A 25237-nucleotide genomic window follows, 5' to 3' on the forward strand; every position below is an offset into this window, starting at 1 on the left:
TCCTATTTTGTTAGGAAAAAATCATGGAAGAAGCTATTCCCTATATCACAACCAACCACTCACTTACTATTACCTCTATTAATAGAGCTGCAGAACGCTATCTAGAAAAATCATTACTTTTAAACCAATCAATAGATTACGTGTTCAATGCTAACTTTGACGTAAGCAACTTAGTTAAAACAGTTTACCAAGGCAAGGCACTCTCTTTTAGTAAGTACAAGATTGATAACGGTTTTTGCTTTGTATTCAACGTATCTGATGATGAGGTAGGTGAGCAACTAGACTTCTTAAATAGTGCGATTGAAAACTCTTGCATCGGTGTCTGGGGATTCAATATCGAAACTAAAAAAGTATACCTCTCAGATATTGCTCGGAGCTTTCTTGGTCTAACTCAATCACAAAATATAAGCTGGAGAAAGTTACTTTCTTTTGTTCACAAAGAAGATAGGCCACAGTTTCCTATACTTTTCGAAAACCATATTAATCTAGGTGCGCCATTACAATTTGACTTTAAGCTTAGCCGAAACAACGACGAGAAGTGGTTCGCATTAAAAGGCAGCCTTTGTAACTGCATAAAGGATAAATGGATAAATGGATAAATGGCACAATCCAAGATTGTACGTTCGAGAAGCTTGCGATCCTATCTTTAAATGATGCCAATGAAAGTAAACAACTAGCCATTGAAGCTGGCAAAATTGGTACATGGAGAAGTACTAAAGATACACATGATTGGCTATGGAGTTGGGATTTACAAGCAAATCAAATTTTTAAAATGAATCCAGAAGATATTGGAAATCTTGATAAATGGGTGCAACGGCTTCACCCAGAAGATAAAGAAAGAGTATTAACATCTTTAGAGCATAGCCTATTAACAGGCGAAGAGTTTAAGGAGCATTACAGAGGGATCTTAAACAATAACGAACTCATATATGTTTTTGCACAAGGACGGGTTGGCACAGACCCTAAAGGGGTACCTTGCCGTATAGACGGTGTTTGTATCGATCAAACTGAAATTTTTTCTACGCAAAAGGCTTTAAAAGAGCTAAATATGCAATTGGAAAGCCGTGTTATTGAACGAACTGAGGAGCTGCATAAAACACTCGAAAAAGCTGAAAACGCTAATAAGATTAAATCTGAGTTCTTATCAATGATTAGCCATGAATTAAGAACTCCCTTGAATGGCATTGTAGGTTCGCTCGATTTATTATCAAATAATACCTTACCAGCAGACTCTCGAGAGCTTGTTAATACAGCATATTCTTCAGCTAATCACCTTATCAGCATTCTGAATGATATTCTGGATTTAAATAAAATAGAGGCTGGTAAAATAGAATTAGAGACTGTCAGTTTTAATATCTCCCAACTGCTGACAGAAGTAATCAATACATTTTCAGCTTCAGCCTTCGAGAAAGGAATTCAGCTAACCATATACGAGAACTTCCAAAATAATTTAACGTTCAAAGGTGATGAGAAGCGCCTTAGGCAAATTTTATTAAATATTCTCGGTAATGCACTTAAGTTTACTAACGCCTCGCATATACAGCATAAACAGATTTCGATATCTGTGCATATAGAACTGTTGAACATTTATCAATCTGAAGTATCAATTAAGATATCTGATACTGGTATTGGTATGAGTAAGGAAACAATTAGTAAGTTATTTACTCCTTTCACACAAGCAGAGAAATCAACAACCAGAAAATTCGGGGGGACAGGTCTGGGCCTATCTATTTGTGGAAAACTGATTGATTTAATGGGAGGTGAAATAAGTGTAGAAAGTATTTTAAATAAAGGCAGCGACTTCACAGTCAAAGTCCCTATGTGGGTAGATACTCATCAAGAATTACTAACTAAGCAACATAAAATTATTTTTTACCATATTGGCTCGCCATCAGATAACAACCAATACCTTCAAAAGCTAATTGAAAGCAATAATAAAACCCAAGAGTGTAGTAATTTAGATAAAATCACCAACCTTCACACATCTTTCGATTACCTCATTTTACTAGTATCAAATATTAATCAGTTAAAGAAATTGCATAAAAAAATAGAGTTATTAGAAAAAGCTATTGTCTTCGTAGAACCAAAAGACTACGAAAATCTAAGTATAGAACTTCCTCATTTAGCCCTAACAGTTAATCAGCCAATTACTCTTACAAGTTTTGAACAGCTACTAAAAGATTCTAATCAAGATGACTTTTTCCTTAAGGATCTCAGCATAACAGAGTTTTCATCTGCATTAATTTCGAATGAAAACGACTCAACTAACTCTAAACATGATGTGCTTTTAGTTGAAGATAATCACTTAAATCAAAAATTACTAAAGAGCCAGTTAGCAAAGCTAGGTATAGAATGCGACGTAGCAAACAATGGGAAAGAAGGTTTAATCCATTGGCGAAATCATGATTACAAATTAATTCTAACCGACTGCCATATGCCAGAATTAGACGGCTATGAAATGACACAAAACATTCGAACTGAAGAGGCCCTTTTAGAAAAACAACCTGTGCCTATTATTGCTGTTTCTGGTGCAGTTATGAAAGGTGAAAAAGAGCTGTGCACCTCAATTGGCATGAATGACTTTTTAAGTAAGCCTGTAAAACTTTCAGAAATTAAACTAATAATGGAAAGATGGTATGAGCAGCCCAAATAACCTTCAAACTCTAAATAATGACACAATCATTGATCTAATTGGAAATGAGCCCATAAAAATCAAAAAATTTCAGCATGAATTTTTAATACAATCAGCCTCTTCGCTCAAAGAAATTGTCAATTACTTCAATTCAAATGACTTTTTTAACATTAAGGAAAGTGCACACTTTCTAAAAACTTCTGCAAAAGCAATTGGTGCTGAACGAAGTGCTTACTTTTTAGAAAGTATTGAAGAACAGTGTTTAGTAAATAATAAACCAGCTATCAAACAGCTACTCATAAAATTAAACACTGAATTAAAAGCGATAAAATCGGAATTGAGAAATGAAGAACCATAACAGAGTAGCAAAGCGTCATCCTTCGATTTTAATATTAGCTCACAAAGAAGAAGACGTTCACGGAGTAAACGAGATTATTTCAGAACAGACTGATGATTATAGCTGCCTAATTATAAAAAAAACTGCATTTGAAGATATTAAGCAACTAGCACCTAAAGTGTTACTTTTCGCACTCTCAGACGTAAAAAAAAGTATTTGTATGTATAACCAATTAATTAAGAGGAACTATTTAATAAAAAACCACTATAGTGTTTTACTTTGCAGCAATAAAGAATCTGGGCTTGCATTTAAGTGTTGCTTAAAAAAGCTTTTCGACAGCTACTTTGTGTTTCAACCGTTATATGAAAAGTTTAGGCTCCAACTTATTATTTTCGAAGGACTTAAAAGGTTTGATTCTGCATCAGACTGTATTAATTCACTAAATGAATTAGTACAAAACCATGACAAGGAAATAAACTCTCAGATTGAATTAGGTTTAAGTTATAAAGAATCTTTGATTGAAGAAATTAACAAAAGTAGAACAGAGGTAAACTCACTAAACAAAGGGTTGCTAGATCAATTACCAGACGATATCAGTAAAAAATTAATAAATGACCTCAATGAAGAGCACCTGCAGCCTTTATTAAATGCACTTGAACACTCTATTTCTTGTAAATTACTTGAGTTAGTTGATAGTTTGAAACACTCTAAAAGTTTAAATAACCAACTAATACAGAAACTTGAACAGCCAATTTTCCCCAATAAAGAATTATCAAATGACTCTAACCTAGCGATAAATTCAATTGAACCTGAGCTGCCCCAATCTATTCTGCTCGTTGAAGATAACCACATTTATAGAGAAATGATAGGTGAAGTTCTTTCAAGTCAAGGGTTTGAAGTAGAGCAGGTTGATGATGGTTTAGCTGCTATAAAGAAAATAAAGCAGCATAAATATAATTTAATATTAATGGATCTGTTCTTACCAAATTTAGATGGTTTAAATACTACTAAACATATCCGCAATGTAGGAAAAAATAAGTTAACACCAGTAGTGGCTTTGTCTGGTAATAAAAATAAGCAATTAGTGAAAAAATGGGCTAACCATGGCTTGGATGGTTACATTTTGAAACCTTCAACAAAAGAAGAGATCCTCACTACGATAAAAAAAGTACTTAAATAAAAAAGTGACCTTTATCTCTAAGAATGTTTTTAAGTGCGAAAGAGTACATTAATTTCACCATATTGAGTTGATGGTACTTCAAAAAACTCTCAAATTAATTCGCAAATTGCAAATTAAGTTTCAAAACGAAATTTAAAAGTTTCGTTAAATTAATAATCAATAACTTACAATTGGCACACCCTCTGCTTTATCTACAGTGAGTAAATTAAAAATGAAGTATGAGGAAGCCGCCATGTATACATTAACTACTTATCAAAACCTTAAAGAGTTATTCCCTGAATTAAACGCTCAACTTTTTAATAGTTCTCACGACTATCGCAAACAAGTATTAGCCATGCTAGAAAAGCAAGAGTGCAAATTGCATGACTTAAACGAACAATTCATGGGTGAAAAGCATGAAGCGTCTCGAGAAGAGGCCTGTGTATTAGGGTACAACTGATGCAAAACTATTTAAAACTCTAATAGCCAGAGTAATGCTATTTATATATGCACACTCTGGCTTTGCCATTTTTCACAACCACAGGACGAGGTTACAACAATGAGATAACACCTATGATCAGCTTTGCCTATATAATTCGATTTCAAATGGCTTTTAGCCCTGTATACTGCCCGCCAAAACCAATTAATGTGATAGAGCAGTTCAGGTATTTTTCTATGCGTAAGTCCGACAAAAAAATAGACAATCAACTCAGAGAATCACTTACTCAAGTGTGTGATGCCGCCCTCAAAGATATCGAAGGGTTTCAGTGGCTAACTCACCAAGCTAACTACTCAGATTTTCCAAATAGCTTAAAGATCACCTGTGTGTTTGATACCAACGAACAATTGAATGACTACTTAAACTCGTCACAGAATGCATATTTACTCGATCTTATTAGTAAAGAGTTAAATATTATGAAATTAAAAATAAAGTCAGTGGCTAAAGTAGTCAGTTACGACTCTGAAGAAAACTGCCTGGCTGAACATAATGGTAATTGGGCTAGAAGATTAGGTAACTAGGAAGCTAGGTAACTAAAAGCTAGTTACCTAGAGCTGAAATCAATTTAAATTCACACTTTTCTTCTCAGATAAAACGCTGGCAATAGCGCTTAATTTCTGCTCTGCCATATTCATTGAATTTTTATGTCGTTCGTCGGCAAATTCTTGATATTCAGAGGCGACTTCAAAAATCTGATCAACTCCCAAATATTTGCTCAAAGTGCGAAGATGCGGCACTAAATGGCTATGCGCTTCGTTGATACCGCCTTTTTCAAAACCAAATTCACCACTTGAAGTAATAATAACCAAAGTCTTACCCGACATTAACGGCGCTAAAGGCTTATCGCCACGGGCTAAGTCAAAATCAAAGGTTTCATTAATACGAATGATTTGATCAAACCACGCCTTGAGTTGTGCAGGCATACCATAGTTGTACATGGGCGATGAAATTACGATCACATCCGCTTTTGCAAGCTCAGCAATATAGGTATCAGACTGAGCCAAGATTTGCTGTTGCTGTGCCGTTCTGCTAGCCTTTGGCGTAAACACCGCACCAATCCAATCTTGCGTAATAAACTGCGGCGGGTTCACTCCGATATCTCGATACATATACTCATCTATGTGAGTTTGCTTTTTCAGCTCTGAGATAAATCTTCTTGCCAGTTTTTTAGAAATAGAATCATGATCAGGATTGTCGTTAGAAATTGCTCTTACGCTTGCATCTATATGTAGTACAACACTCATTTTTTAGTACCTCATTGGTTTAATTTGTGTGTCATTTTTGTCACTTTTTGATACTTAAACAAACGAGTAAAAAACATTTACAGATGAGTTAAACTTATCTATTTTACTTTTTTAAGTTAACGATAACCGCTATGAATGTTTCATTACCCGCACTAAAAGCATTTGAGTCGGCAGCAAGACTGGGGAGTTTTAAAGCGGCAGCCACAGAGCTGGCAATTTCACCCACAGCTGTTTCTCACCACATAAATAACCTTGAGCAACGACTCAATGTGAACTTATTTATTCGTGAAACAAGAAAAGTCACGCTCACAGCTGCTGGAAGGCAATTGGCAGAAGCCACAAACCAAGGCTTTAACATCATACAAGCTGGTATTGATAAAGTGACGGCGAAAGACAAATTGATCAATGTCGCAACCACCTCATCTTTTGCCGCATTAGTGCTTATTCCAGCGCTACACGGCTTTTATCAGCAATTCCCTCAGATAACTGTCAACATCACCAGTGGTGAACAACTTACAACAGATAACTTCACCTTACCCGTTAGATTTGGAATACGTGAGCAACAAAACCAAGCAGATATCATCAAGTGCGAGCAATTTAATCTGTTTAGTGCGCCGCATGTCGCAGATAAATTCATCTACAATGATTGCGTGACTATTTACACCACCAAGTGGAAAAACAACGCTTTTCCAAAAGCCCCACTTGAAGACTGGCTTGCTCTTAATGCATTACAAGACAAACAAGTTGTCGTTAAGTATTTCGATCAAGAGCTGTTTGGCATTCAACAAGCCATGCTCGAAAACGCCTATGTGTTTTGTTCAAAAACACTCACTCAAGGATACCTGCAAGCCGGACTACTTAAAGAATTGAACACCCAAGCTATCGATTCTGCCTTTTGTTACTACATCGAAAACAAACAAAAAAATACCTCTAGACACAACCATATGTTCATCGAATGGTTAGACAATCTCATGCTGTAATGGAACAATAAGCATCGAGTAAAAGCTGAATTAAGGAGAGTTATCAGATGCTTGAACAAGTCATGTCTTTAATGGGTTTAATCGCGTCAATTTGGTTGGTTTTAGGTGTGTTTTATGCTGCAAAGCTTTACCCAAACTACAATCATAGCGAGCAGTTTTGTAGCGAATTAGGTGCCGTTGGTAGCCCAACACAAAGGTTTTCTCCTCTTATCAATAACTACCCACTCGGCGTATTGTTTTGTCTCTTTGGTGCGTATGTATTTAACTTAGAACCTAATATATGGCTACAACTAACTGGAATATGCATTGTCGTGCATGGCCTAGGCACTTGGGTTGCTGGCTTTTTTCCGATGGACTCAGATCCTTACACAAAAGCACCGAGTCGTGACTGTAACATTCATTCGTGGGCGGGTTTATTTATGTTGCTTTCACTGTTGCTAGCGCCCATATTCATGGTAATCGCGCCGCTCTCTGCCATTAACAGCATCGCGTTTAAAGCCTTTTCGATCATGAGCCTTATCGCTACTATTTATACCCTCATGTTGATGAAGAAAGCCTATGTGCAGAAACAAAAAGTCGGTCTATATCAGCGTATTTCTTATGGCACGCAGCTAGCCTGGTTGAGTGTGTTCTCTCTAGTCATCTCTTTTAATTAATAATCAATAATGAAACAATCTTTTGAAATTAGCCGCATACATACGCCGTTAGGTATTTTTAGAGTGTCGGGAGAAGTTTCTGAACAAAACGATTTGGCAATATCGCAGCTAGAGATCATGGGTACTGATGGCTGGCTGTTTTTAGATATTCCATCTAAAAATGTCGTCAACCTAATTAAGCAACTAGAGCCGCACTTGCTGGCTCATTTGCAGGGTTAAGCCCTCGTCTACAAGCACATCTGAAACTGAACTTGCTCACTAACTGTAGGCGCGATTTTATATCGCGCACATTTCAACTTTTTGCGAGGGGTAAACCCTCGCCTAAAAGCACAGCTTAAACTGAGCTTGCTCGCTAACTGTAGGCGCGATTTTATATCGCTCACATTTCATATTTTTGCGAGGGGTAAACCCTCGCCTACAAACACAGTTGAAACTGAACTAGCTCGCTAACTGTAGGCGCGATTTTATATCGTGTACATTTCAATTTTCCCTAGGGTTCAATCCATATCACTAAAAAGTTAAATAACAGATCTTAGATTACACCGACGAACAATATATGAATTGGGTGAAGCAATAGCCAAAACTAAACCATGTTTTTCATTGACTTAAGTCGTCATCAAAAGATATTTTAGGTACAAACAAGAATAAATGGATGTTCCATGCTAAAACCTCTTATTTTAACTGCTGCCCTATTTTCTTCTATAAGTGCACTTGCAGCCTCAACAATTAACAACCAACAAGTAGAACAACAAAAAAGTTGCTTTAGCGGTCGCTTTGAAACTTATGGTATTTGGCGTGGCATGATCGAAAATAAAATCAAAAGAAGGGTGACTGAACCTCAGAAAATCGCTCAACGCATGAAAGTGTTTGATGACCGCTTTGGTGAAGAACAATTTAATGCTTTCAAAGATAAGCTAGATTGCACAAACTTTAAATACAAGGTCGACGGTAATGATGTCTGGGGTTATGTCATCAAGCCGAAAGGTTCTGTGCAACTTTTACCAACCTTAATTTATAACCGAGGGGGTAATGGTAACTTTGGGAGTGTGGTATTTGGCGCCATGATGGCGAACCTATTTCCAATTGCCGAACAAGGGTTTGTGATCATTGGCTCACAATATCGAGGCACTTTCAGCAAAGATGATAACCTCGACCAATTTGGCGGAGAAGACGTTAATGATGTATTAGCTCTGCTTGATTTAATACCTCATCTAAACGGTGCAGATACCAATAGAATTGGTATGTTTGGCGCGAGTCGAGGCGGTATGCAAACACATTTGGCCGCTAAGCAAACTTCAAAAATCAAAGCCATTGCGACCATTGCCGGTAGCGCCGATTTAAAAACGGGTCTTGAGATACGTGCCAATATGGAAAAAGTCTATAAAAACCGAATTCCAAATTATGCACAAAATAAAGACCATGAACTGGCCAAACGCTCAGTGTTAAATTGGGTAGATACCATGCCAAAAGACAGGCCTATTTTGCTGATCCATGGTGAAAAAGATAAACGCGTATCAGCTACTCACTCTGAGAATTTAGCAGCCGCACTCAAAAAGCATAAAGTACCGCACAAGTTAGTGCTATACCCTGAAGACAATCACTTTTTAGAACGCTCTAAATCACAAGCCGATGCTGAGATTGTGAGTTGGTTTAAAGCCCATTTATAAGTAAAAAGAGGCATAGATCAGAACTTGGTTTATGCCTCTCTTACCTTTCTAATCTAAAAACATTATTGATTTTCACTTTCATTTACATTAACTGAATAATAAAAAACTGATGTTTAATCAGGTTTTTGCATATAAAGATCCAAAAAGTAATAACTCATTAATAAAAATAAATCTCATTATTGCACCTTTTTAGGGTAAACTCCCCACCCACTGCCATTTCATTAACAATATACATACAAAATGTGAGGTCATTGTTTTGAACATTAACCGCCTGCTTGGCAAAGTAAAAGTTGCCAATAAGCTGCGAATCTCTATTGCTATCTCTATCGCAATTATAGTGGGGATCCAACTCTCTGCTGCAAACAAATTGAAAGACACAATGACAGCTGAAAGACAAACAAAGGCGATTGGCCTTGTGGAATCTGTCAGCTCTCAACTGAATGCCATTGCCAAGTCAGCCAACCTAACGACTGAGCAAAAGCAGGCACAAGCAAAGTATTTAATCAACAACACCCGCTTTGGTGAATCAGGCTACTTTTTTGTATTCGACAACCGAGGTGACATGGTTGCTCATCCGATTAAACCTGCTCTCAATGACCAATCAATGACAACCCATGTAAAACCATTTATTCGAAATGCTTTTACACAATTTGTTGATACTGCAGAGCAATATGGTCAGGGCTTTGTCACCTACCAATGGCCAAAACCAGGTTCAACTGAGCAAGAAGAGAAGGTGTCGTATGTTCAAAAGCAGGCACATTGGAACTGGGTAATTGGTACGGGAATTTACCTAACTGATATTCAAGAGACCTACTACCAAACCTTACGTAGCATTCTTATTGAAATGTTGGTTTACATCGCAATATTACTGATTGTTTCGCAATATGTAGCACGTAATATTACAAAGCCATTGAATAAATTGACTCGTACCATGACTCAAGTTGCGAATGAAAAAGATCTAACAATTCAGCTAAAACATCAAGGTAATGATGAGTTATCTGAAATGGGACGCGCTTTTAATGAAAGTAATGCCCAGTTTAGACATGTGCTAGACAATATTAACGAGAATACCATGTCGTTAGCGTCTCAAGCCGAAGAGCTATCTGTGGTAACACAGCAGATCAAAACAGGTATTGTTGAACAACATCAAGAAACTGCGTCAGTACAAGACAAAGTCAGCCACCTAAACGAGTCTGCCCAAGAAGTTTTTCAACAAACACAAAGTGCCCTTGATAACGTGGAGCATGCTGGTCAGTTAACATCGCAGAGTTTAAAACACATAAATGACAACGCTGTCTCAATCAATGAAGTGGCTGAACGAGTAGATAGCGCAGAGCATGCGGTGAAGGAGCTACAAAATAGCTCTGATAAAATCACCGAAGTACTCGATGTTATTCAAAAAGTAGCTGAGCAAACCAATCTACTGGCTCTCAACGCCGCAATAGAAGCTGCTCGCGCGGGTGAACAAGGCCGAGGTTTTGCCGTTGTAGCTGATGAAGTTAGAACGCTTGCAATGCGTACCCAGCAATCAACAGAAGATATTCAGGCCATTATTAACCAACTTCACACTGGAGTAAAAGCCACTGTTGATGAAATGGTACTGTGTAAGCAGTCTGCTAATGAAGGCTTATTAATAAGTAAGCAATGTAATGAGACGTTACAGCAAGTAGATGGCGCGATGCAGGCTATCCAGCTTTCAAACGCCGAAATTGCCGCGGCCGCACAATTGCAGTCTGACAACATCGCTGTCATTGCAGATAACATGGCCAGTATCGCAGCAGTTTCAGAGCAAACCGAAACCGGTGCTGAACACACCCATGCTGCCAGCCAGCAGCTCAGTGTTATGTCGCAAGAGTTAAGTGATTTAGTAAGAGAGTTTAAGGTTTAAAAATATGAAAGTCAGAGCGCGGTATGTGTGAAGCACCGCCACTGACTGCAAAACAGTTTTTGACTTGAAAAGTAAGCGCGATTTTATATCGCGCTTTTTTTGTGCCGAATAAACCTGTGCCTACAAAAATTAGTGTATCTTCAAGAATTAAAATAATTTCGATAATGATATAAATATATTTAAAAAAACGCAGGCACATTTCTGCACCTGCGTTTTGTGTCTTTAACTTTAAGCTTGTTGCTTTGAGCTCGTTAACCCATCCTATCGAACTCGCTTACTCCACCTAAAATCAATCACTTTGCAGTGCTTCTATAGGATCAAGTTTTGACGCTTTTATCGCTGGGTAAACACCAAATGTTAGGCCCACTAGCGCACAGATGCTGAAAGATAAAACGATGGCGCTGAGCGACCAAGATACTGCCCATTCTGAATAAAAGGCAATCAACTCAGATAAAGCGATACCGAAAAACACTCCAAGCAAGCCACCTAAAATAGAGATAGTAAAACTCTCAGTAATGAATTGAACTTGAATGTCTTTTTGCGTGGCGCCAATGGCGCGCAGTAAGCCGATTTCTTTGGTGCGCTCTAATACTGTTGCCAACATGATATTCATGATACCGATGCCGCCTACCAGCAGTGAAATGCCTGCCACACACGACATCACAATATTAAAGATTTGCTGGGTTTGTTTTTGCTGCGCTAATAATGCAGCTGGCACAATCAGCTTGTAATCATCAATGTCGTTATGACGACCCTTGACCAAGGCATCAATGGCTTGCGCGGCCATCACTGGGCTAAAGCCCGGCTCCGTTGCCAGCTTAATGCGCGATATTTCAGGGTCGAGCAACTCACTTTTAAAGCGGTGAATGGCTGTTTTTAAAGGAATAAAAATCTGGTTTTGCTCGTCACCTAGCTTCACACCTTGAAACTCTTTCTTTTTCAAAAAAGGCGCTTCTAAAATACCTACGACTTCAAACCACAGATGATTAATTTTGACTGATTTACCTACCGCATCACCAAGTGGAAACAAGGTTTTAGCGGTATTGGCACCAAGCAGCGCCACTTGTGAAAAGTGTTGTCCGTCTTGCTCGTTTAGCAAGCGTCCTGCACTTAAATCGAAATGCGCCAGCTTGAAGTAATTTTCACTGACCCCCACGGCTTGGCCTTCGAACTTAGCGTATTCACTGAATACATGGTAAGTTTCGACCACTTTCTCTGCGGCAAAATCAGTGATAAAAGGCAAGGCTTGAACGGCGACTTTACCATCATTGAGCGACAAACCATCGGAGTGTTTACGTTGCTCTCTGAGCTCTTCTTCTTCAAAGTCTTTGGCTTCAACAATGACATTGTTAAGGCCCATAGAGTCAATCATTTTCAATGCTTCACGCTGAGCGCCTTCGCCAATATTTAGCATGGCGATTACGGCACCTACACCGAAAATCATGCCAAGCAGTGTCAAAAAGGTGCGAAGTTTATGTTGCTGTAGCTGTACTACCGCGTCCTTAAATAAGCCCACTAGATTCATAATTTGCCCTCCTTATCGACCAACGCAATCACATCTCCCTCCGAGAGGCCTTGGGTAATTTCAACATGGCTTAAGTTGCTTTGCCCCAAACTCACAGGGGTTTTGCTATAACCTGAGGCCGTTTTAAGTTGCACATACGCACCGTCTTCATCGGCAAATACACTAAACTTAGGCACAACCAGTTTTTCGGCTGCTTGGTTGGCAATAATATTGGCTGTGACTTTTAGACCAGGTCGTAAATGGGCACCTTGTTCATCTATACTGGCAGTCAGCTCATAGTACTTTTGCGGATCTTGGCGTTTGATTGATTTAGGAAAAGGCGCAAGCTTGGTCACTTTGCCTGTAAAAGTTTTGCTCGGATCTGAGATCAAAGAAAATTCCAGCGCTTGATCTTGTTGCAAGTTAATGGCTTCGCGCTCTTTTACGAATAGTTTAATTTGCATCACCGAGATATCCGGTAAACCCGCAATTTTCTGACCTGGCCAAAGTGTTTGCCCAGCTCTTGGCTTTTCGCCGCGCCAGTTCACACTGTGCGTTAACAAACCATCGTGAGGGGCAACCACTTCTAGTGATGACAAGTTACCATTGAGCATATCGATTTTGCTTTGGTGCTGCTGACTCTGCATATTTAAGAGGTCCAACTCACCTTGGGCACTGCTATTAAATTGCTCTGATTGCCAATTAAAATAGTCTGTTTTGGCATTTAGGTAATCGACCTTTTGCGCCTGCTCTAAGATATCGAGCTTGGAGATGATGCGTACATCATCAATTGAGAAAGTTTCAGCAAATTGCTTTTCTTCTTCTACGATATCAATGTCATACCCTAAATGCTTTCTTCTTGTGTCAATTTCAGTATTTTTGCCAGACAAGTCTTGTGAGACCTTGTCGTTTGAAAATTCACTTTCACGTTTTTGCTTACTCATGACACGACCGTCGAATCTCGCTACCACTTCACCCTTTTTCACTTGCGAATATTCAGGCATTAACCATGCGAGCGTTTGTGGACCACGAGACGAAGCGGGAGTACTGATCACAGTTTCTGTTGCTGCGATTAATTCGCCCTTTGCCTCAACATAGTTCTTAAATGGTGCTGTTTTAACCGCGTAGGTTAATTGCGCATCAACTTCTGCCGGTTCTGAGCAAGCCGTTAGTAATAATGCACTGATCACTATCGCTAAATATTTCATAGACGTACCTCATCTCCTTGTTTTACTCCCTCTGTGATCACAGCAAAGCCATTACTGATATTACCGACTTGAACAGACAGTTTATCGCCGCCTTTTTCTATCACGTAAGCGCTGGCTCGCTCGCCACTTGACTGCTCATTGTGTAAGGCCGAGATAGGCACAACTAAAACATTTTCAATTTTATCTGTGGCGATTTCTACCCGAGCAGTTAAGCCAGGACGCATGATCGCAGCATCAATATCATCTAAGGTGATCAGGGTATCGACTATGCGGCGTTTGTCTTGTGGTGACTTCTCGCGAAAAGCACTGCCAATGGTAGTAATTTTACCTGAAGTAATGAGCGGCTCGGGGCCATCTATGGTGACTTTAACATGTTGATTAAGGGCAATACGGCCAAAGTCTGCTTCATCTATTTGTGCTTTTACTTGCATGTCTTCTATTACTGCCATTTCAATAACTGGCTGGCCAAATTGCACACTTTCACCCACGGTCGGCTTTTCACCACTCGAATTACTGTAATACATTACAATACCATCCATAGGGGCTTTGACTTTAAGCCTTTCGATGTCTTGCTTTAGTGCGTCTACTTCGGCCTTCAAGCGGCCTACTTTTCCTTCAGCCAATCGAATATTGAGCTCTTTGGTTTCTTTTTGAAACGCCAGTTTTTTTTGTGCCAGCGCTAGGTCATTTTTAGCAATGGTGAAATCTATCTGCGCCTTGCGCTTATCGTTGTCTGAAAGCGAATCATCGTTAATGTCGGCTTTACGCTCAGCAATATCAAAGTTCATCTGCGCTTCGGCAAGGGCTAGTTTAAGCTCTTCTTGGTTTTTAATTTCTAGTGCTTTTTGGTTCTCAAGTTCTTTGACTGCACGATCATATTCGCTGTTTTTATCAATTAAGCGATCGCGAACAGGTTTGTCGTCAAATGCCGCGACAACCTCACCCTTTTTAACTTGCTTGTTTTCAGGTGCTAGAAACTTCACCTTGTATTGCCACATGCGAGCAATAGAGGGTGGCGCAATCAACGACTGTTTTGCGGACTCTAGTTCACCATTGGCCTGTACTGCCAACTGAAAACTGGTTTTCTCGACAGTGTGATAATCAAATTCATCACTGCCACAGCCTGCTAATGATAAAGCGACAATACTGGCTATTACGCCTAATTTAAATTTATTCACTTTGGCCTCCTTGTAAACGCACACGCCCAGTCATACCCGGCAGTATTTTTAGCTTTTGTGTTTCATCAAATGAGAAAACAGCACGATAATAGGCATCTTTCCCCCATTCTTTACGTTCTTCAGGTTGTGTCGATAAATTAGTTAACTTGGCTGTAATAGGTGTTTTTTGGTAGGCGTCTAGGGTCAAATTAACGCTTTGGTCAAGCGTAAGGTGCTTATAATCAATTTCATGTACCCAAGCCTCAAGGTAGAGCCCTGTCATCGCTGGAATTTCTGCAATTTTCCAGCCTGGTTGTGCCGTCGCACCCGAAAATAATTTAGAGCCATACCAAGGGTGATTTGCATATAAGATCGGGCCTTGATTGGTTGCCTTATGGGTTAAGTCGTTTAAGCGTTCTCGATTTTCTTTTAAGTTAATTTGTAAACGTGCGATTTCGATTTCTTGTTTACGAATATTCACCTGCGCTGTGGTTTTTGCTTCAGCTAGACTGGCTTTAGCTTTGTGTTTTTGGATCACCGCTTGCTCAAGTTTGAGCTGGTTTTCTTCGTAGTCGAACACGCTAACGTGACTTTTTGGCACTGCGGCATCTATTTTCGCTTTTTCAAGTAATAGGTCTGATCGTGTTAACGCAAATTCGGCCTCTAAAATAGCCTGCTGGCCTTTATTCTGCTGCCTTTTTAATTCATCTTGCGCATTATTAAGACTCACTTCATCTTGCTCTATGGTGCTGGCGATAGAGCCGCCTTCGAATACCACAACCACATCGCCAGGCTTCGCCACTTCGCCTTCTGGCAACATCCATTCAATTTGCACACGCCAAGTATCACTTTGTGGCGAAAAGAAAGTTTGGCTATCTCCAGCTTTGACTTCACCTGTGATGAAAATGCTTTGAGCATCCTGCTCGGCAAAGCTATTGGCACTGAAAATTGGACTAGTTAGTAACATTGCCAAACAAAGAGGGGTTAATTTGTGTTGTTTTAAACATGCTTTCATCGGCGGCTGTCCTCTATTTTCACACCATCTTTCATTCGGATAATACGTTTTGCATACTCGGCAATATCGTCTTCGTGGGTCACCATCACAATGGTGTGCCCTTGATGGTGTAAGTCACATAGCAGTGACATAATTTCGTGAGAGGTTTTGCTGTCTAAGTTACCTGTAGGCTCATCGGCAAAAATAACTTTCGGCTCATTCACTAGGGCTCTGGCAATCGCCACCCTTTGTCTTTGACCACCCGACATTTCATTCGGTTTGTGCCCTGCTCTATGATCAAGCCCAACCTTGGCAAGCATGGCTAAGCCTTTTTGTTTGGCTTCTTCTGGTGAGGTTTCGCTGTAACGCAGCGGTAAAGTGACATTTTCAAGAGCGCTCAAGCGAGTTAAGAGGTGAAAAGTTTGGAAAATAAAGCCAATACGCTCGTTTCTTATTTTTGATAAGTCTTCATCGCGCATATCTTGAATAGACTGTTTCGAGAGAAAATATTCGCCTTTTGTCGGTGTATCTAGGCAGCCCAATATATTCATGAGCGTTGATTTGCCTGAACCCGACGAGCCCATGATGGCGACGAACTCGCCCTCTTCAATGGAGATAGAAACATCATTTAACGCGGTGACACGCGTTTCTCCACTGCCGTATTCGCGATATAAGTTCTTAACTTCAATCACTTGCTACAATCCTTGATTATTATTTTTATCAGATATTCACCGTATACAATGTGAACAACTGAGTCAACTGTCATAAGCGACTGATTTTAGTAACAATAAATAAAACCGCACCGATTTACGAAAGGTTAACTTTATAGTAAAAAAAGCGTTACCAATGAAACATAAAATGCAAAGTAATAATGGTTACATTTCAAATCCGTTTCCACTATAGTGACTTTCGGGTTACGGAAAACAGTGATTGTTATGAGAAAAAGTCTAATATTTTTAAGTGCTTGCCTACTTACCGCCTGTAGTAAAGAAAGCAAACTTGAAGAGAGTTACTACCAAGCTGAAGTGCAACGAGATCACCAAAGCCAATATCAATTCGCGCAGCAACTTGTTGAACTCGGTGAGACATCGTGGCAACAACGAGCAAAGCAACATAAAGCAGCCATTGAAAAAGTCTCACAGTCACAAGTGCACCTTACTCAACAAGACCTGATAACTGCATTTAATTTAGCTGCGGAGGCAAAGCAATTAGACAATTCAATGGCGGCCGATTCTGTTCTTAAACAGATCCTCAGCGATGACGCTTTACAAAAGTTAGTGAAAAGCACCCATACCTTATTAGACAAACACTCTACTTTAATTTCACAAGGTCAGCGATTGCTAAGTGAAGCACCAATAGACTGGAATATCATTGAGTTAAACGAACTCTTATTTCAACTAAATTCACTGATTCAAAACTCAGAAAAAACAATTGCATTAACGCCCTGGCAGCAAAGCAATCAAGCTTACCGTTTAATCACGTTAAACACGCAGCACATTGAGCAGCTAAAGTTACTGCAACAACAGCTTTTAAACGCCGTTAAAACAGCAACTTGTGATGCGCTTTGCGCGGGTTTAAAAGAAAATCTAAAAGACGCACAGAAAAATATTAAGCTCTTCGATGAAGCCGCAGTAGAAAGCATGATGGCCTTTCCATTTGAGCAACAGCTTAAAAAATCAAGAGAATGGTTAGAACTAAACAATAATATTCGCATCACACTCGAAGAAGTCGATGAAGTTCTTGGCGAGCATTATAGGGCTTACTATCAATCCTTACTAAGAGCGGTCAGAGGTCCAAAGCATGATCAACAATATTGGCAATTTGCTGATGAAGATGTCGTCAGGGTAAGCAATACCGAACAAGTCGAAGACGTGAGTTTTATTGCCATCGAGCTCTCGGCGAATTTAAAAACATTCTTAGAAAACTATGAACAGCTTGCGTTTTTGAGATAGCTAACTCAGGCAATGAAAAAAAAGCCCCATCAGCATAAGCAAATGGGGCTTTTTTCGGTGTGATGAATTGGCCTTTATTTGGTTAATCTAGCTGATAAACGCTAAATCCAAGACCAGCTACTTGGCCTTTCTCACCTTCTGCTGACTGGTAAATTAGTGTCGCATTGTCACTAATCCCTGTCGGCTTAATGCTCTGAGATTTCGTACTGGTATTAAAGATAACCGCTAGGCTTTGCTTACCTTGCTCACCTTTATAAGCACGTTTAATGGCAAATAAACCCGGCTCATCTTGTGAGAATAAAATGCTTTGCTCACCTTGACGCAATGCAATATGCGCTTGATATAGCTCAGCATATTCAGTAAAACGCTGATAGAACAAGTGCGATGTATCAAAGTTGTCATCAGCTGTGGTTTTATCTGTGGCTAACAGGTCATCATCGTTATAAGTTTTAACAAATGATGGCATCATGTTTTGTCTTGAATCTTGGTCGCCACCGTCACCCACAAAGCCTTGCTCATCACCATAGTAAATCACCGGTACACCACGGCTGAAGTACATCAATGCATGAGCAAGCAGAGTACGTTCAACCATTTCGCTTTCGCTATAGTTAAACTCGCTGCTCTTTAAGCGATACGCAATACGACCCATATCATGGTTACCCGTAAAGCTCACAAGGTGATTGGCATTAAAGCCATCTTCGTGCTTGTATAAATGATCTTTGGCGAACAGCTTAGTCAGTTCATTTGTGCCTTTTTGGTTTACCACGACCGCTTCAATACTGCCTTGCAGTGCAAAGTCGAGTACCGACGGCATTTTCCCTTCAGTTAAGAATGTACTGAGTAGTTCTGGCTCAAAGCTATACGCTTCGCCATACATCATAAAGTTATTAATACCTAATGAAGCAGCGTGCTCCATCAGTGCTGGTGAGAACTGCTCCCAAAATGACATATCTACATGTTTTACCGTATCGATTCTAAAACCATCTGGCTTAAATTCGGTGATCAGGTTTTTGTAGATGTCTATCATGCCATCAACCACTTTTTGTTGTGTGGTGTCGACATCATCTAATCCTGCAAAATCACCTTTGATTGAGCTTTCGCCCGACCAGTGCGAGTCACCTTGGTTGTTATACAAATCAATGTCGTTTAGCCAAGCAGGTACTTTAATGGCTTCTTCACCTTTAGGAATAAGCGGCTTATAGCGCTCATTTTCTGGTGTATTGCTGTCTTTAAACTGACAACGGTCACCTTCGACTAACCATTGTAGGCCATCTTTACCATGACACTGTTCGTATTTGATCACGTCTGCGGTGTGGTTAGTGATAATGTCAAAATACACTTTGATATTGCGTTCGTGCGCTTGGTCAATGAAGCTTTTAAGCTCAGCGTTTGAGCCCCAGTGCGGGTCAATCTCGGTAAAATCTAAGATCCAATAACCGTGATAACCCGATGTATCGGCTTGCATTGCACGGTTACGTAGCACGGGCGTTAACCAAATCGCGGTAATACCCATGTTATCTAGGTAAGGCAGCTTTTTAGTTAAACCTGCTAAGTCACCACCGTGATACATACCTTTGTGAGTAACGTCTAAACCACCACGTGATAACGCACGTTTCGTGTCGTGTTCAGCTGCGCCCATATCGTTACTCGGATCGCCATTGTAAAAACGATCAGGTAACACAAAGTAGAATACTTCATCACGAAAGTCTCGTTGCTGATACGGTGTCAGCTTAGCCGCTTTGCGCTCGAACTGTTCAACGTTCGTCGCTGCAACTGCGGTATTCGCCTGCGCTGCTGACTCTTTTGCCGTATTCGCTGATTGGCTACACGCTGTCAGACCTGTCGCTAACATCAGCGATAAGGCAATTTTATTCAGTGGTGATTTAAACATAGGATCTCCTTTTTTATACCAATCCTCTATATTAAATAGTCTATTTTAAGGATTGGTATCATGCTTACTTTCTATTAAGAAAGCTTTGCATAAACGCTCGCAAACGCTGGCATTTCTAAGTTGTTGTCATTCATGGTCGCAGTCACAAGCTTGTGATCTGTAATAAGTGATAGCTCACTTACACCTAACTGCTCAAGGCTAGTTGTTTGTGCTTCATTACTTAGGTTAAAGCAGACTAAAAGTGTCTGGCCATTGTAGCTACGTTTAAACGCAAGAATAGGCTCTGGCGTCTCAATAAACTCAATGTCACCGTAAAGAATGGCTTCAAAGCCCTTACGCCATGCACTGAAATGACGGTAGCTATTTAGTACTGAGTTTTCATCATGTTCTTGGGTATCTACTGCGGTAGTATAATGCGTTTCAGGCACAGGTAACCAAGGTTTAGCTGTACTAAAACCCGCATTGTCTTTTTGGCTTTCCCAAGGATGTGGAGTACGACAACCATCACGGCCTTTGAATTGTGGCCAGAACGTAATGCCATACGGGTCTTGTAAGTCTTCGTAAGCAATTTCAGCTTCAACCAGACCAAGCTCTTCACCTTGATAGCTACAAACACTTCCGCGCAGTGATGAGATCATCGCATACAGCATTTTCGCAAGTGTTGCATTGCCCTCTGCGTTTTGCGTTCTGCCCCAGCGGCTCGCAACACGGATCACATCATGGTTCGACACAGACCAACATGGCCAACCATCCGATACACGTGCTTCTAATGACTCTACAACTTGCTTAATGTAGCTTGCTTTGAAGTCATCTGTTAGCAGGTCAAAGCTATACCCCATGTGTAGGCGCTTATCACCTTGGGTGTACTCAGCCATGGTCTTTAATGAATCTTCAGACGAGATTTCACCAAGTGCGACTGTGCCCGGGTACTTGTCTAATAGTGCGCGAATGTCTTCCATAAAGCCCAAGTTTTCATCTTGGGTATTGTTGTAGTAGTGATACTGATACGCATACGGGTTCTTTGAGTCAAAACCGATATTGGTACGCAACTCTTGTGCTTTAGGCGGGTTGTCACGTAATTGCGCGTCATGGAAGCAGAAGTTAATCGCATCTAAACGGAAGCCATCTACACCCCGTTTTAGCCAAAACTCAATATTATCAAGCGTTGCTTGACGAACTTCTGGGTTATGGAAGTTAAGGTCTGGTTGACTGGTTAAGAAGTTATGTAGGTAGTATTGTTGACGGCGCGGTTCCCACGTCCACGCAACACCACCAAAAATCGACATCCAGTTATTTGGCGGTGTGCCATCTGGCTTAGCATCGGCCCATACGTACCAATCAGCTTTGTCATTGGTTTTATCTTCACGACTTTCTAAGAACCAAGCATGTTGATCAGATGTATGACTCAATACTTGGTCAATCATGATCTTAATGCCACGGTCATGGGCTTTGGCGATCAGCTCATCAAAATCTGATAACTGACCAAATAGCGGATCGATATCGCGATAATCGCTGATGTCGTAACCAAAGTCTTTCATAGGAGATTTAAAGAATGGCGATACCCAAATCGCATCTACACCTAAGCTTTTGATGTAGTCTAATTTTGCGATGATACCCGGAATATCACCGATACCATCTTGGTTGGCATCATAGAAGCTGCGTGGATATACCTGATAAATAACGGCGCCGCGCCACCACATTTGTTCTTTCATTTAAAACCCCAAAGACTCTTCTTCATCGCCCTACACCTCATTTTGTTCTCAGTGTCACGGTTAGTGGCACTCAGTTTTAAAAGACCCGAGGCATAATCGGATAGTCGTTATAATATTGTCATAAAGAATACGCGTTATGATTTTTTCGTAACAGCCTTTGCATACGTATTCAGGATTTGCAGTTTTATGAATGACGCTATGATGCAATCATCAAGAAAAATGACAAAGAGGTTGGCTGTGAGTAAAGTTTTTTTGGGTATTAGCCTAGTTACAGGGCTGGTTTTAAACCCTCTCATTACAGTACAAGCTGTTGAAAATAAGAACAATGACAAACCTTATACGATTGCATCAAAAGCGCATAAATATGTGTCTCACAGCTATCAAAATGGTGAGCTGACGGTTACCACAACACTGGGGGATGTTACCTTCTCTGCACTCAATGACAGTGCCATTGAAGCGGTATTCAATGCCAAACAAGCTACGGTGTCGGCAACTAACCTGCCTTCTTATACCATCAGTGAAACACACCAAGACCACACCTTACTCTTTAGTAAAAAATCTACGCAGCAAGGCAATGTACTGGTTGGCTCAGCAGGCAATATGCGTGTCGAAATTACCACGCAGCCTTATTCTGTTAGTTACTTTAAAGGCAAACAATTACTAGTAAGAGAAGAGCAAGGCTTTTACTCAGGCACAGTGATTGAACAGCATGACAGCCAAACTCAAACACATAACGTACATGGTGTTCGTTTTAATTTAAGTGACAGTGAGCAATTACTTGGTACTGGTGAGCGCGTATTAGGTATGGACCGTCGCGGCCATCGCTTACCTTTGTACAACCGTGCACATTACGGTTATGAAACTGAATCAGTACAAATGAACTACAGCTTGCCTGCGGTGATGTCGAATAAACAATATATGCTGCTATTCGATAATAGCGCCAAAGGCTGGGTTGATTTAGCAAAGTCTGAACAAAATGTTTTGCAGTTCGAAGCCGTAGCTGGTCGTAACGCTTATATTGTCATCGCGGGTGACTCTTACCCTAAACTTATCGCCAACTACACCGATATCAGTGGCAATCAGCCCATGTTACCTCGCTGGGCATTTGGTAATTTTGCCTCACGCTTTGGCTATCGCACACAACAAGAAGTGATGGACACAGTTGCTAAATTCAAAGCGCTGAATATCCCTCTCGACTCCATCATCATTGACTTATATTGGTTTGGCAAAGACATTCAGGGCCATATGGGTAACCTTGCTTGGGATAAAGACGCGTTTCCTGAACCTGAAAAAATGCTACGCGAGCTACGTGCGCAAGGCATCCAACCTATTTTGATCACTGAACCATTTATTCTCTCGAGTTCAAAACGTTGGGATCATGCTGTTGCGCAAAAAGTGCTGGCAAAAAATGCCGAAGGTAACCCAAAAACGTTTGATTTTTACTTTGGTAATACTGGTATTGTCGATGTCTTCAACGATACAGGTCGAAACTGGTTTAATAATATTTATCAAAAACTTGCTGAACAAGGTGTACAAGGTTGGTGGGGCGATTTAGGTGAACCAGAAGTACACCCGAGTGATGCATTGCACACCCTAGATAATGGCCAGCAAGTGTCTGCCGATGCCATTCATAACGCCTACGGTCATCAATGGGCAAAAATGTTATTTCAACATTTACAAACGACGCAACCTGAACAACGTCCATTTATTTTAATGCGTGCAGGTGCTGCTGGCTCTCAGCGCTACGGCATGGTGCCTTGGACTGGGGATGTGAATAGAACTTGGGGCGGATTAAAACCGCAAGTTGAGTTATCACTGCAAATGGGTATGTTTGGTTTGGGTTATACGCACTCTGACCTAGGTGGTTTTGCCGGTGGTGAGCAGTTTAATAAAGAGTTGTATATCCGTTGGTTACAATACGGTGTGTTCCAACCAATTTATCGCCCGCATGGTCAAGAACATATTCCTTCAGAAGTGGTATTCCACGATAAAGAAACGCAAGATATTTTGCGTAAGTTCATCGAACTTAGATACCAAATGATGCCTTATAACTACACGTTAGCGTATCAAAACAGTCAATCTGGTCTGCCGCTGATGCGACCAACCTTTATAGATGATGCTGCTAACACAGACCTTTCGAACAAAGACAACTACCTATGGGGCGACGCGTTTTTCGTACACCCTATTACCTCAGCGAATTTAAGTTCTGTAGACGTCACGTTGCCAGAAGGTGTGTGGTTTAATTATTTCACAGACAAAAAATTCGAAGGTGGCAAAACACATAAAGTCGAGGTAAACCTTGAGCAAATCCCTGTGTTCGTTAAAGCGGGGGCATTTGTGCCTATGGTTGAGAAGTTCCAAACCACGCAAAACTACAGCTCTGAGCACCTAACCTTACATTATTGGGCAGATAACCAAGTGCAAACAGCAACGGGTAGTATGTATGAAGACGATGGTCACACCATGAATGCCGATAAACGTGGTGAGTTTGAACTACTTAACTTCGCTGCGAAGCAGAATAATAGCCAATTGGGCATGCTGCTTATGCGCCAGGGCAAAGGCTACAAGGGCATGCCTAAAGCACGTGAAGTCACCTTAAAAATCCATAACTGGCAACAGCAACCAAAGCAGGTTAAGGTAGGCGACCAAATCATTCAATCTTATGATTGGAATAATAAAAACAGCACCTTAACGGTGAAATTTAACTGGCAACATCAGCCATTGACACTACAGGTTCAATAACATGACAACACAACAGTCTGAGTCTTTAACCCGTATAATCGCCGATATCGGCGGCACCAATATTCGTCTTGCCATTGTCGACGAACAAGCCGACGGCTATTACCGCAATATCAGCACCTATAAATGTGCTGATTACGCCGGTCTTGCTGAAGTATTAAAGCTGTATATCAGCGAACAGCTATTAGAAAACAGCCGATTAAGTGCTTGTTTAGCCATTGCGTGTCCGGTGGATGATGATTTGATTTCTATGACAAACCTGCCTTGGCAGTTTTCTCAATCGGCATTAAAAGAGACGTTAAAGCTTGAGTCTTTAACGCTGATTAATGATTACACTGCTATTGCTATGGCTATTCCACTTTTGAGTGATAAACAAAAAGTGAAAATCGGTGATGGTGAAGCCGTTGCAGGTAAACCTATTTCAGTGTGTGGCCCAGGTACAGGGTTAGGTGTTGCGAATCTAATTCCTGTTGGTGACAAATGGCATTGTGTCAGTGGCGAAGGCGGTCATGTTGATTATGCCCCAGTTGGCGAGCTCGAAATCGAGATTCTGCGCTTCTTAAACAAGATTAAACAGCGCGTTTCTTACGAGCAATTACTATCGGGTTATGGTTTAGAGCAGGTTTATCAGGCTGTTTCTGCCATTAAACAAAACCCAAACACTGAAAAGCTCTCAGCACAGCAAGTGTCGGAGCGCGGTTTAAGCAATGACTGCGAATACTGCAACCTAGCACTCAATGTGTTTTGTCGTGTACTCGGCGCCTTTGCTGGTAATTTGGCGCTAACATGCAATAGCGTCGGCGGTGTCTATATCGCAGGTGGCATAGTGCCGCGCTTTGTTGATTTCTTAAAATCAACGGCGTTTAGAGAGCGCTTTGAAAATAAAGGCCGTTTATCACATATTCCGCGTCAAGCGCCGACTTATGTGATCACAGAAAGCCAGCCGGGTCTACTGGGTGCAGCGGCTTATGCGATGCAAAGCTAAAAGCTAAAAGCTAAAAGCTAAGTAGGGCTCTTA

22 protein-coding genes are annotated in these 25237 nt (G+C 40.6%); 14 read left to right on the forward strand and 8 right to left on the reverse strand.

Annotation, left to right across the window (positions count from 1 at the left end; genetic code table 11):
- The first annotated feature begins 23 nt into the window (after positions 1-23).
- The 6 genes from C1E24_RS04340 (at position 24) to C1E24_RS04365 (ending at position 5148) form a co-directional block, all read left to right on the forward strand.
- Positions 24-599, forward strand: a complete 576-nt coding sequence (locus C1E24_RS04340) for a PAS domain-containing protein (RefSeq protein WP_138479089.1) — start codon at positions 24-26, stop codon at positions 597-599.
- Entirely contained in the window at positions 584-2653 is a 2070-nt protein-coding gene (locus tag C1E24_RS04345; RefSeq protein WP_138479090.1) for a PAS domain-containing hybrid sensor histidine kinase/response regulator, read from the forward strand. The genes C1E24_RS04340 and C1E24_RS04345 overlap by 16 nt, the downstream gene beginning before the upstream one ends.
- A complete protein-coding gene (locus C1E24_RS04350) occupies positions 2637-2990 on the forward strand; it encodes an Hpt domain-containing protein (RefSeq protein WP_138479092.1) in 354 nt (117 codons plus the stop codon). Before C1E24_RS04345 ends, C1E24_RS04350 begins: the two co-directional genes overlap by 17 nt.
- Positions 2977-4149 carry a response regulator gene (locus tag C1E24_RS04355; protein ID WP_138479094.1) on the forward strand — a complete coding sequence of 391 codons (1173 nt, stop codon included), beginning with the start codon at positions 2977-2979 and terminating at the stop codon, positions 4147-4149. Before C1E24_RS04350 ends, C1E24_RS04355 begins: the two co-directional genes overlap by 14 nt.
- A 232-nt stretch (positions 4150-4381) precedes the next feature.
- Positions 4382-4588: a hypothetical protein gene (locus C1E24_RS04360; RefSeq protein ID WP_138479096.1), complete on the forward strand. Its 207-nt coding sequence runs from the start codon at positions 4382-4384 to the stop codon at positions 4586-4588.
- Positions 4589-4803: 215 nt separating this feature from the next.
- Positions 4804-5148, forward strand: coding sequence for a Fis family transcriptional regulator (locus tag C1E24_RS04365; RefSeq protein ID WP_138479098.1), 345 nt, complete (start codon positions 4804-4806; stop codon positions 5146-5148).
- A gap of 39 nt (positions 5149-5187) precedes the next feature.
- On the opposite strand, the gene C1E24_RS04370 is transcribed toward C1E24_RS04365, so the two are convergent.
- Entirely contained in the window at positions 5188-5871 is a 684-nt protein-coding gene (locus C1E24_RS04370) for an FMN-dependent NADH-azoreductase (protein ID WP_138479100.1), read from the reverse strand.
- Positions 5872-6002: 131 nt separating this feature from the next.
- Here C1E24_RS04370 and C1E24_RS04375 point away from each other — a divergent pair, with 131 nt between their 5' ends.
- The 5 genes from C1E24_RS04375 to C1E24_RS04395 all read left to right on the forward strand — a co-directional run bounded on the left by C1E24_RS04375 (position 6003) and on the right by C1E24_RS04395 (position 11062).
- Positions 6003-6851, forward strand: a complete 849-nt coding sequence (locus tag C1E24_RS04375) for a LysR family transcriptional regulator (RefSeq protein ID WP_138479101.1) — start codon at positions 6003-6005, stop codon at positions 6849-6851.
- Between the two features lie 47 nt (positions 6852-6898).
- Positions 6899-7507, forward strand: coding sequence for a DUF998 domain-containing protein (locus C1E24_RS04380; RefSeq protein ID WP_138479103.1), 609 nt, complete (start codon positions 6899-6901; stop codon positions 7505-7507).
- Positions 7508-7516: 9 nt separating this feature from the next.
- Complete coding sequence (locus tag C1E24_RS04385; RefSeq protein ID WP_138479105.1) at positions 7517-7726, forward strand: hypothetical protein; 210 nt, start codon at positions 7517-7519, stop codon at positions 7724-7726.
- Positions 7727-8166: 440 nt separating this feature from the next.
- A complete protein-coding gene (locus tag C1E24_RS04390; RefSeq protein WP_138479107.1) occupies positions 8167-9174 on the forward strand; it encodes an alpha/beta hydrolase family protein in 1008 nt (335 codons plus the stop codon).
- 256 nt (positions 9175-9430) lie between these two features.
- On the forward strand, positions 9431-11062 hold the full coding sequence (locus C1E24_RS04395; RefSeq protein ID WP_138479109.1) for a methyl-accepting chemotaxis protein: 1632 nt from the start codon (positions 9431-9433) through the stop codon (positions 11060-11062).
- A 289-nt stretch (positions 11063-11351) separates the two neighbouring features.
- Here the strand turns inward: C1E24_RS04395 and C1E24_RS04400 are convergent, their stop codons facing one another.
- From C1E24_RS04400 to C1E24_RS04420, 5 genes are read right to left on the reverse strand one after another with little or no spacing between them, the layout of a single operon-like run.
- Positions 11352-12587, reverse strand: a complete 1236-nt coding sequence (locus tag C1E24_RS04400) for an ABC transporter permease (protein WP_138479111.1) — start codon at positions 12585-12587, stop codon at positions 11352-11354.
- Positions 12584-13774 (reverse strand): efflux RND transporter periplasmic adaptor subunit, encoded by a 1191-nt coding sequence (locus tag C1E24_RS04405; protein WP_138479113.1) that lies wholly within the window; start codon positions 13772-13774, stop codon positions 12584-12586. The genes C1E24_RS04400 and C1E24_RS04405 overlap by 4 nt, the downstream gene beginning before the upstream one ends.
- The gene (locus tag C1E24_RS04410) at positions 13771-14952 is read right to left on the reverse strand and encodes an efflux RND transporter periplasmic adaptor subunit (RefSeq protein WP_138479115.1); all 1182 of its coding nucleotides are present in this window, start codon (positions 14950-14952) and stop codon (positions 13771-13773) included. Before C1E24_RS04410 ends, C1E24_RS04405 begins: the two co-directional genes overlap by 4 nt.
- Entirely contained in the window at positions 14945-15946 is a 1002-nt protein-coding gene (locus C1E24_RS04415; protein ID WP_171040775.1) for an HlyD family secretion protein, read from the reverse strand. The genes C1E24_RS04410 and C1E24_RS04415 overlap by 8 nt, the downstream gene beginning before the upstream one ends.
- Positions 15943-16617 (reverse strand): ABC transporter ATP-binding protein, encoded by a 675-nt coding sequence (locus C1E24_RS04420; RefSeq protein WP_138479117.1) that lies wholly within the window; start codon positions 16615-16617, stop codon positions 15943-15945. The genes C1E24_RS04415 and C1E24_RS04420 overlap by 4 nt, the downstream gene beginning before the upstream one ends.
- A 243-nt stretch (positions 16618-16860) precedes the next feature.
- On the opposite strand from C1E24_RS04420, the gene C1E24_RS04425 reads away from it, so the two are divergent.
- Entirely contained in the window at positions 16861-17877 is a 1017-nt protein-coding gene (locus C1E24_RS04425) for a M3 family metallopeptidase (RefSeq protein WP_138479119.1), read from the forward strand.
- A gap of 82 nt (positions 17878-17959) precedes the next feature.
- Here the strand turns inward: C1E24_RS04425 and C1E24_RS04430 are convergent, their stop codons facing one another.
- Together C1E24_RS04430 and C1E24_RS04435 are read right to left on the reverse strand one after the other, a co-directional pair.
- Positions 17960-19768, reverse strand: a complete 1809-nt coding sequence (locus C1E24_RS04430; RefSeq protein WP_240721937.1) for an alpha-amylase family glycosyl hydrolase — start codon at positions 19766-19768, stop codon at positions 17960-17962.
- 74 nt (positions 19769-19842) lie between these two features.
- On the reverse strand, positions 19843-21480 hold the full coding sequence (locus C1E24_RS04435; protein WP_138479121.1) for an alpha-glucosidase family protein: 1638 nt from the start codon (positions 21478-21480) through the stop codon (positions 19843-19845).
- A gap of 237 nt (positions 21481-21717) precedes the next feature.
- On the opposite strand from C1E24_RS04435, the gene C1E24_RS04440 reads away from it, so the two are divergent.
- Positions 21718-24222 carry a TIM-barrel domain-containing protein gene (locus C1E24_RS04440; RefSeq protein ID WP_240721938.1) on the forward strand — a complete coding sequence of 835 codons (2505 nt, stop codon included), beginning with the start codon at positions 21718-21720 and terminating at the stop codon, positions 24220-24222.
- Position 24223: 1 nt separating this feature from the next.
- Positions 24224-25204: a glucokinase gene (locus C1E24_RS04445; protein WP_138479122.1), complete on the forward strand. Its 981-nt coding sequence runs from the start codon at positions 24224-24226 to the stop codon at positions 25202-25204.
- The last annotated feature ends 33 nt before the right edge of the window (positions 25205-25237 follow it).

The organism is Pseudoalteromonas phenolica, assembly GCF_005876835.1.
GTDB lineage: Bacteria > Pseudomonadota > Gammaproteobacteria > Enterobacterales > Alteromonadaceae > Pseudoalteromonas > Pseudoalteromonas phenolica_B.

What these genes read in the sequence shown, in the direction of transcription:
- C1E24_RS04340 (WP_138479089.1), top strand. Translation starts at nt 24, where the DNA reads ATGGAAGAAGCTATTCCCTATATCACAACCAACCACTCACTTACTATT.
- C1E24_RS04345 (WP_138479090.1), top strand. Translation starts at nt 584, where the DNA reads ATGGATAAATGGATAAATGGCACAATCCAAGATTGTACGTTCGAGAAG.
- C1E24_RS04350 (WP_138479092.1), top strand. Translation starts at nt 2,637, where the DNA reads ATGAGCAGCCCAAATAACCTTCAAACTCTAAATAATGACACAATCATT.
- C1E24_RS04355 (WP_138479094.1), top strand. Translation starts at nt 2,977, where the DNA reads ATGAAGAACCATAACAGAGTAGCAAAGCGTCATCCTTCGATTTTAATA.
- C1E24_RS04360 (WP_138479096.1), top strand. Translation starts at nt 4,382, where the DNA reads ATGTATACATTAACTACTTATCAAAACCTTAAAGAGTTATTCCCTGAA.
- C1E24_RS04365 (WP_138479098.1), top strand. Translation starts at nt 4,804, where the DNA reads ATGCGTAAGTCCGACAAAAAAATAGACAATCAACTCAGAGAATCACTT.
- C1E24_RS04370 (WP_138479100.1), bottom strand. Translation starts at nt 5,871, where the DNA reads ATGAGTGTTGTACTACATATAGATGCAAGCGTAAGAGCAATTTCTAAC.
- C1E24_RS04375 (WP_138479101.1), top strand. Translation starts at nt 6,003, where the DNA reads ATGAATGTTTCATTACCCGCACTAAAAGCATTTGAGTCGGCAGCAAGA.
- C1E24_RS04380 (WP_138479103.1), top strand. Translation starts at nt 6,899, where the DNA reads ATGCTTGAACAAGTCATGTCTTTAATGGGTTTAATCGCGTCAATTTGG.
- C1E24_RS04385 (WP_138479105.1), top strand. Translation starts at nt 7,517, where the DNA reads ATGAAACAATCTTTTGAAATTAGCCGCATACATACGCCGTTAGGTATT.
- C1E24_RS04390 (WP_138479107.1), top strand. Translation starts at nt 8,167, where the DNA reads ATGCTAAAACCTCTTATTTTAACTGCTGCCCTATTTTCTTCTATAAGT.
- C1E24_RS04400 (WP_138479111.1), bottom strand. Translation starts at nt 12,587, where the DNA reads ATGAATCTAGTGGGCTTATTTAAGGACGCGGTAGTACAGCTACAGCAA.
- C1E24_RS04405 (WP_138479113.1), bottom strand. Translation starts at nt 13,774, where the DNA reads ATGAAATATTTAGCGATAGTGATCAGTGCATTATTACTAACGGCTTGC.
- C1E24_RS04415 (WP_171040775.1), bottom strand. Translation starts at nt 15,946, where the DNA reads ATGAAAGCATGTTTAAAACAACACAAATTAACCCCTCTTTGTTTGGCA.
- C1E24_RS04425 (WP_138479119.1), top strand. Translation starts at nt 16,861, where the DNA reads ATGAGAAAAAGTCTAATATTTTTAAGTGCTTGCCTACTTACCGCCTGT.
- C1E24_RS04430 (WP_240721937.1), bottom strand. Translation starts at nt 19,768, where the DNA reads ATGTTTAAATCACCACTGAATAAAATTGCCTTATCGCTGATGTTAGCG.
- C1E24_RS04435 (WP_138479121.1), bottom strand. Translation starts at nt 21,480, where the DNA reads ATGAAAGAACAAATGTGGTGGCGCGGCGCCGTTATTTATCAGGTATAT.
- C1E24_RS04445 (WP_138479122.1), top strand. Translation starts at nt 24,224, where the DNA reads ATGACAACACAACAGTCTGAGTCTTTAACCCGTATAATCGCCGATATC.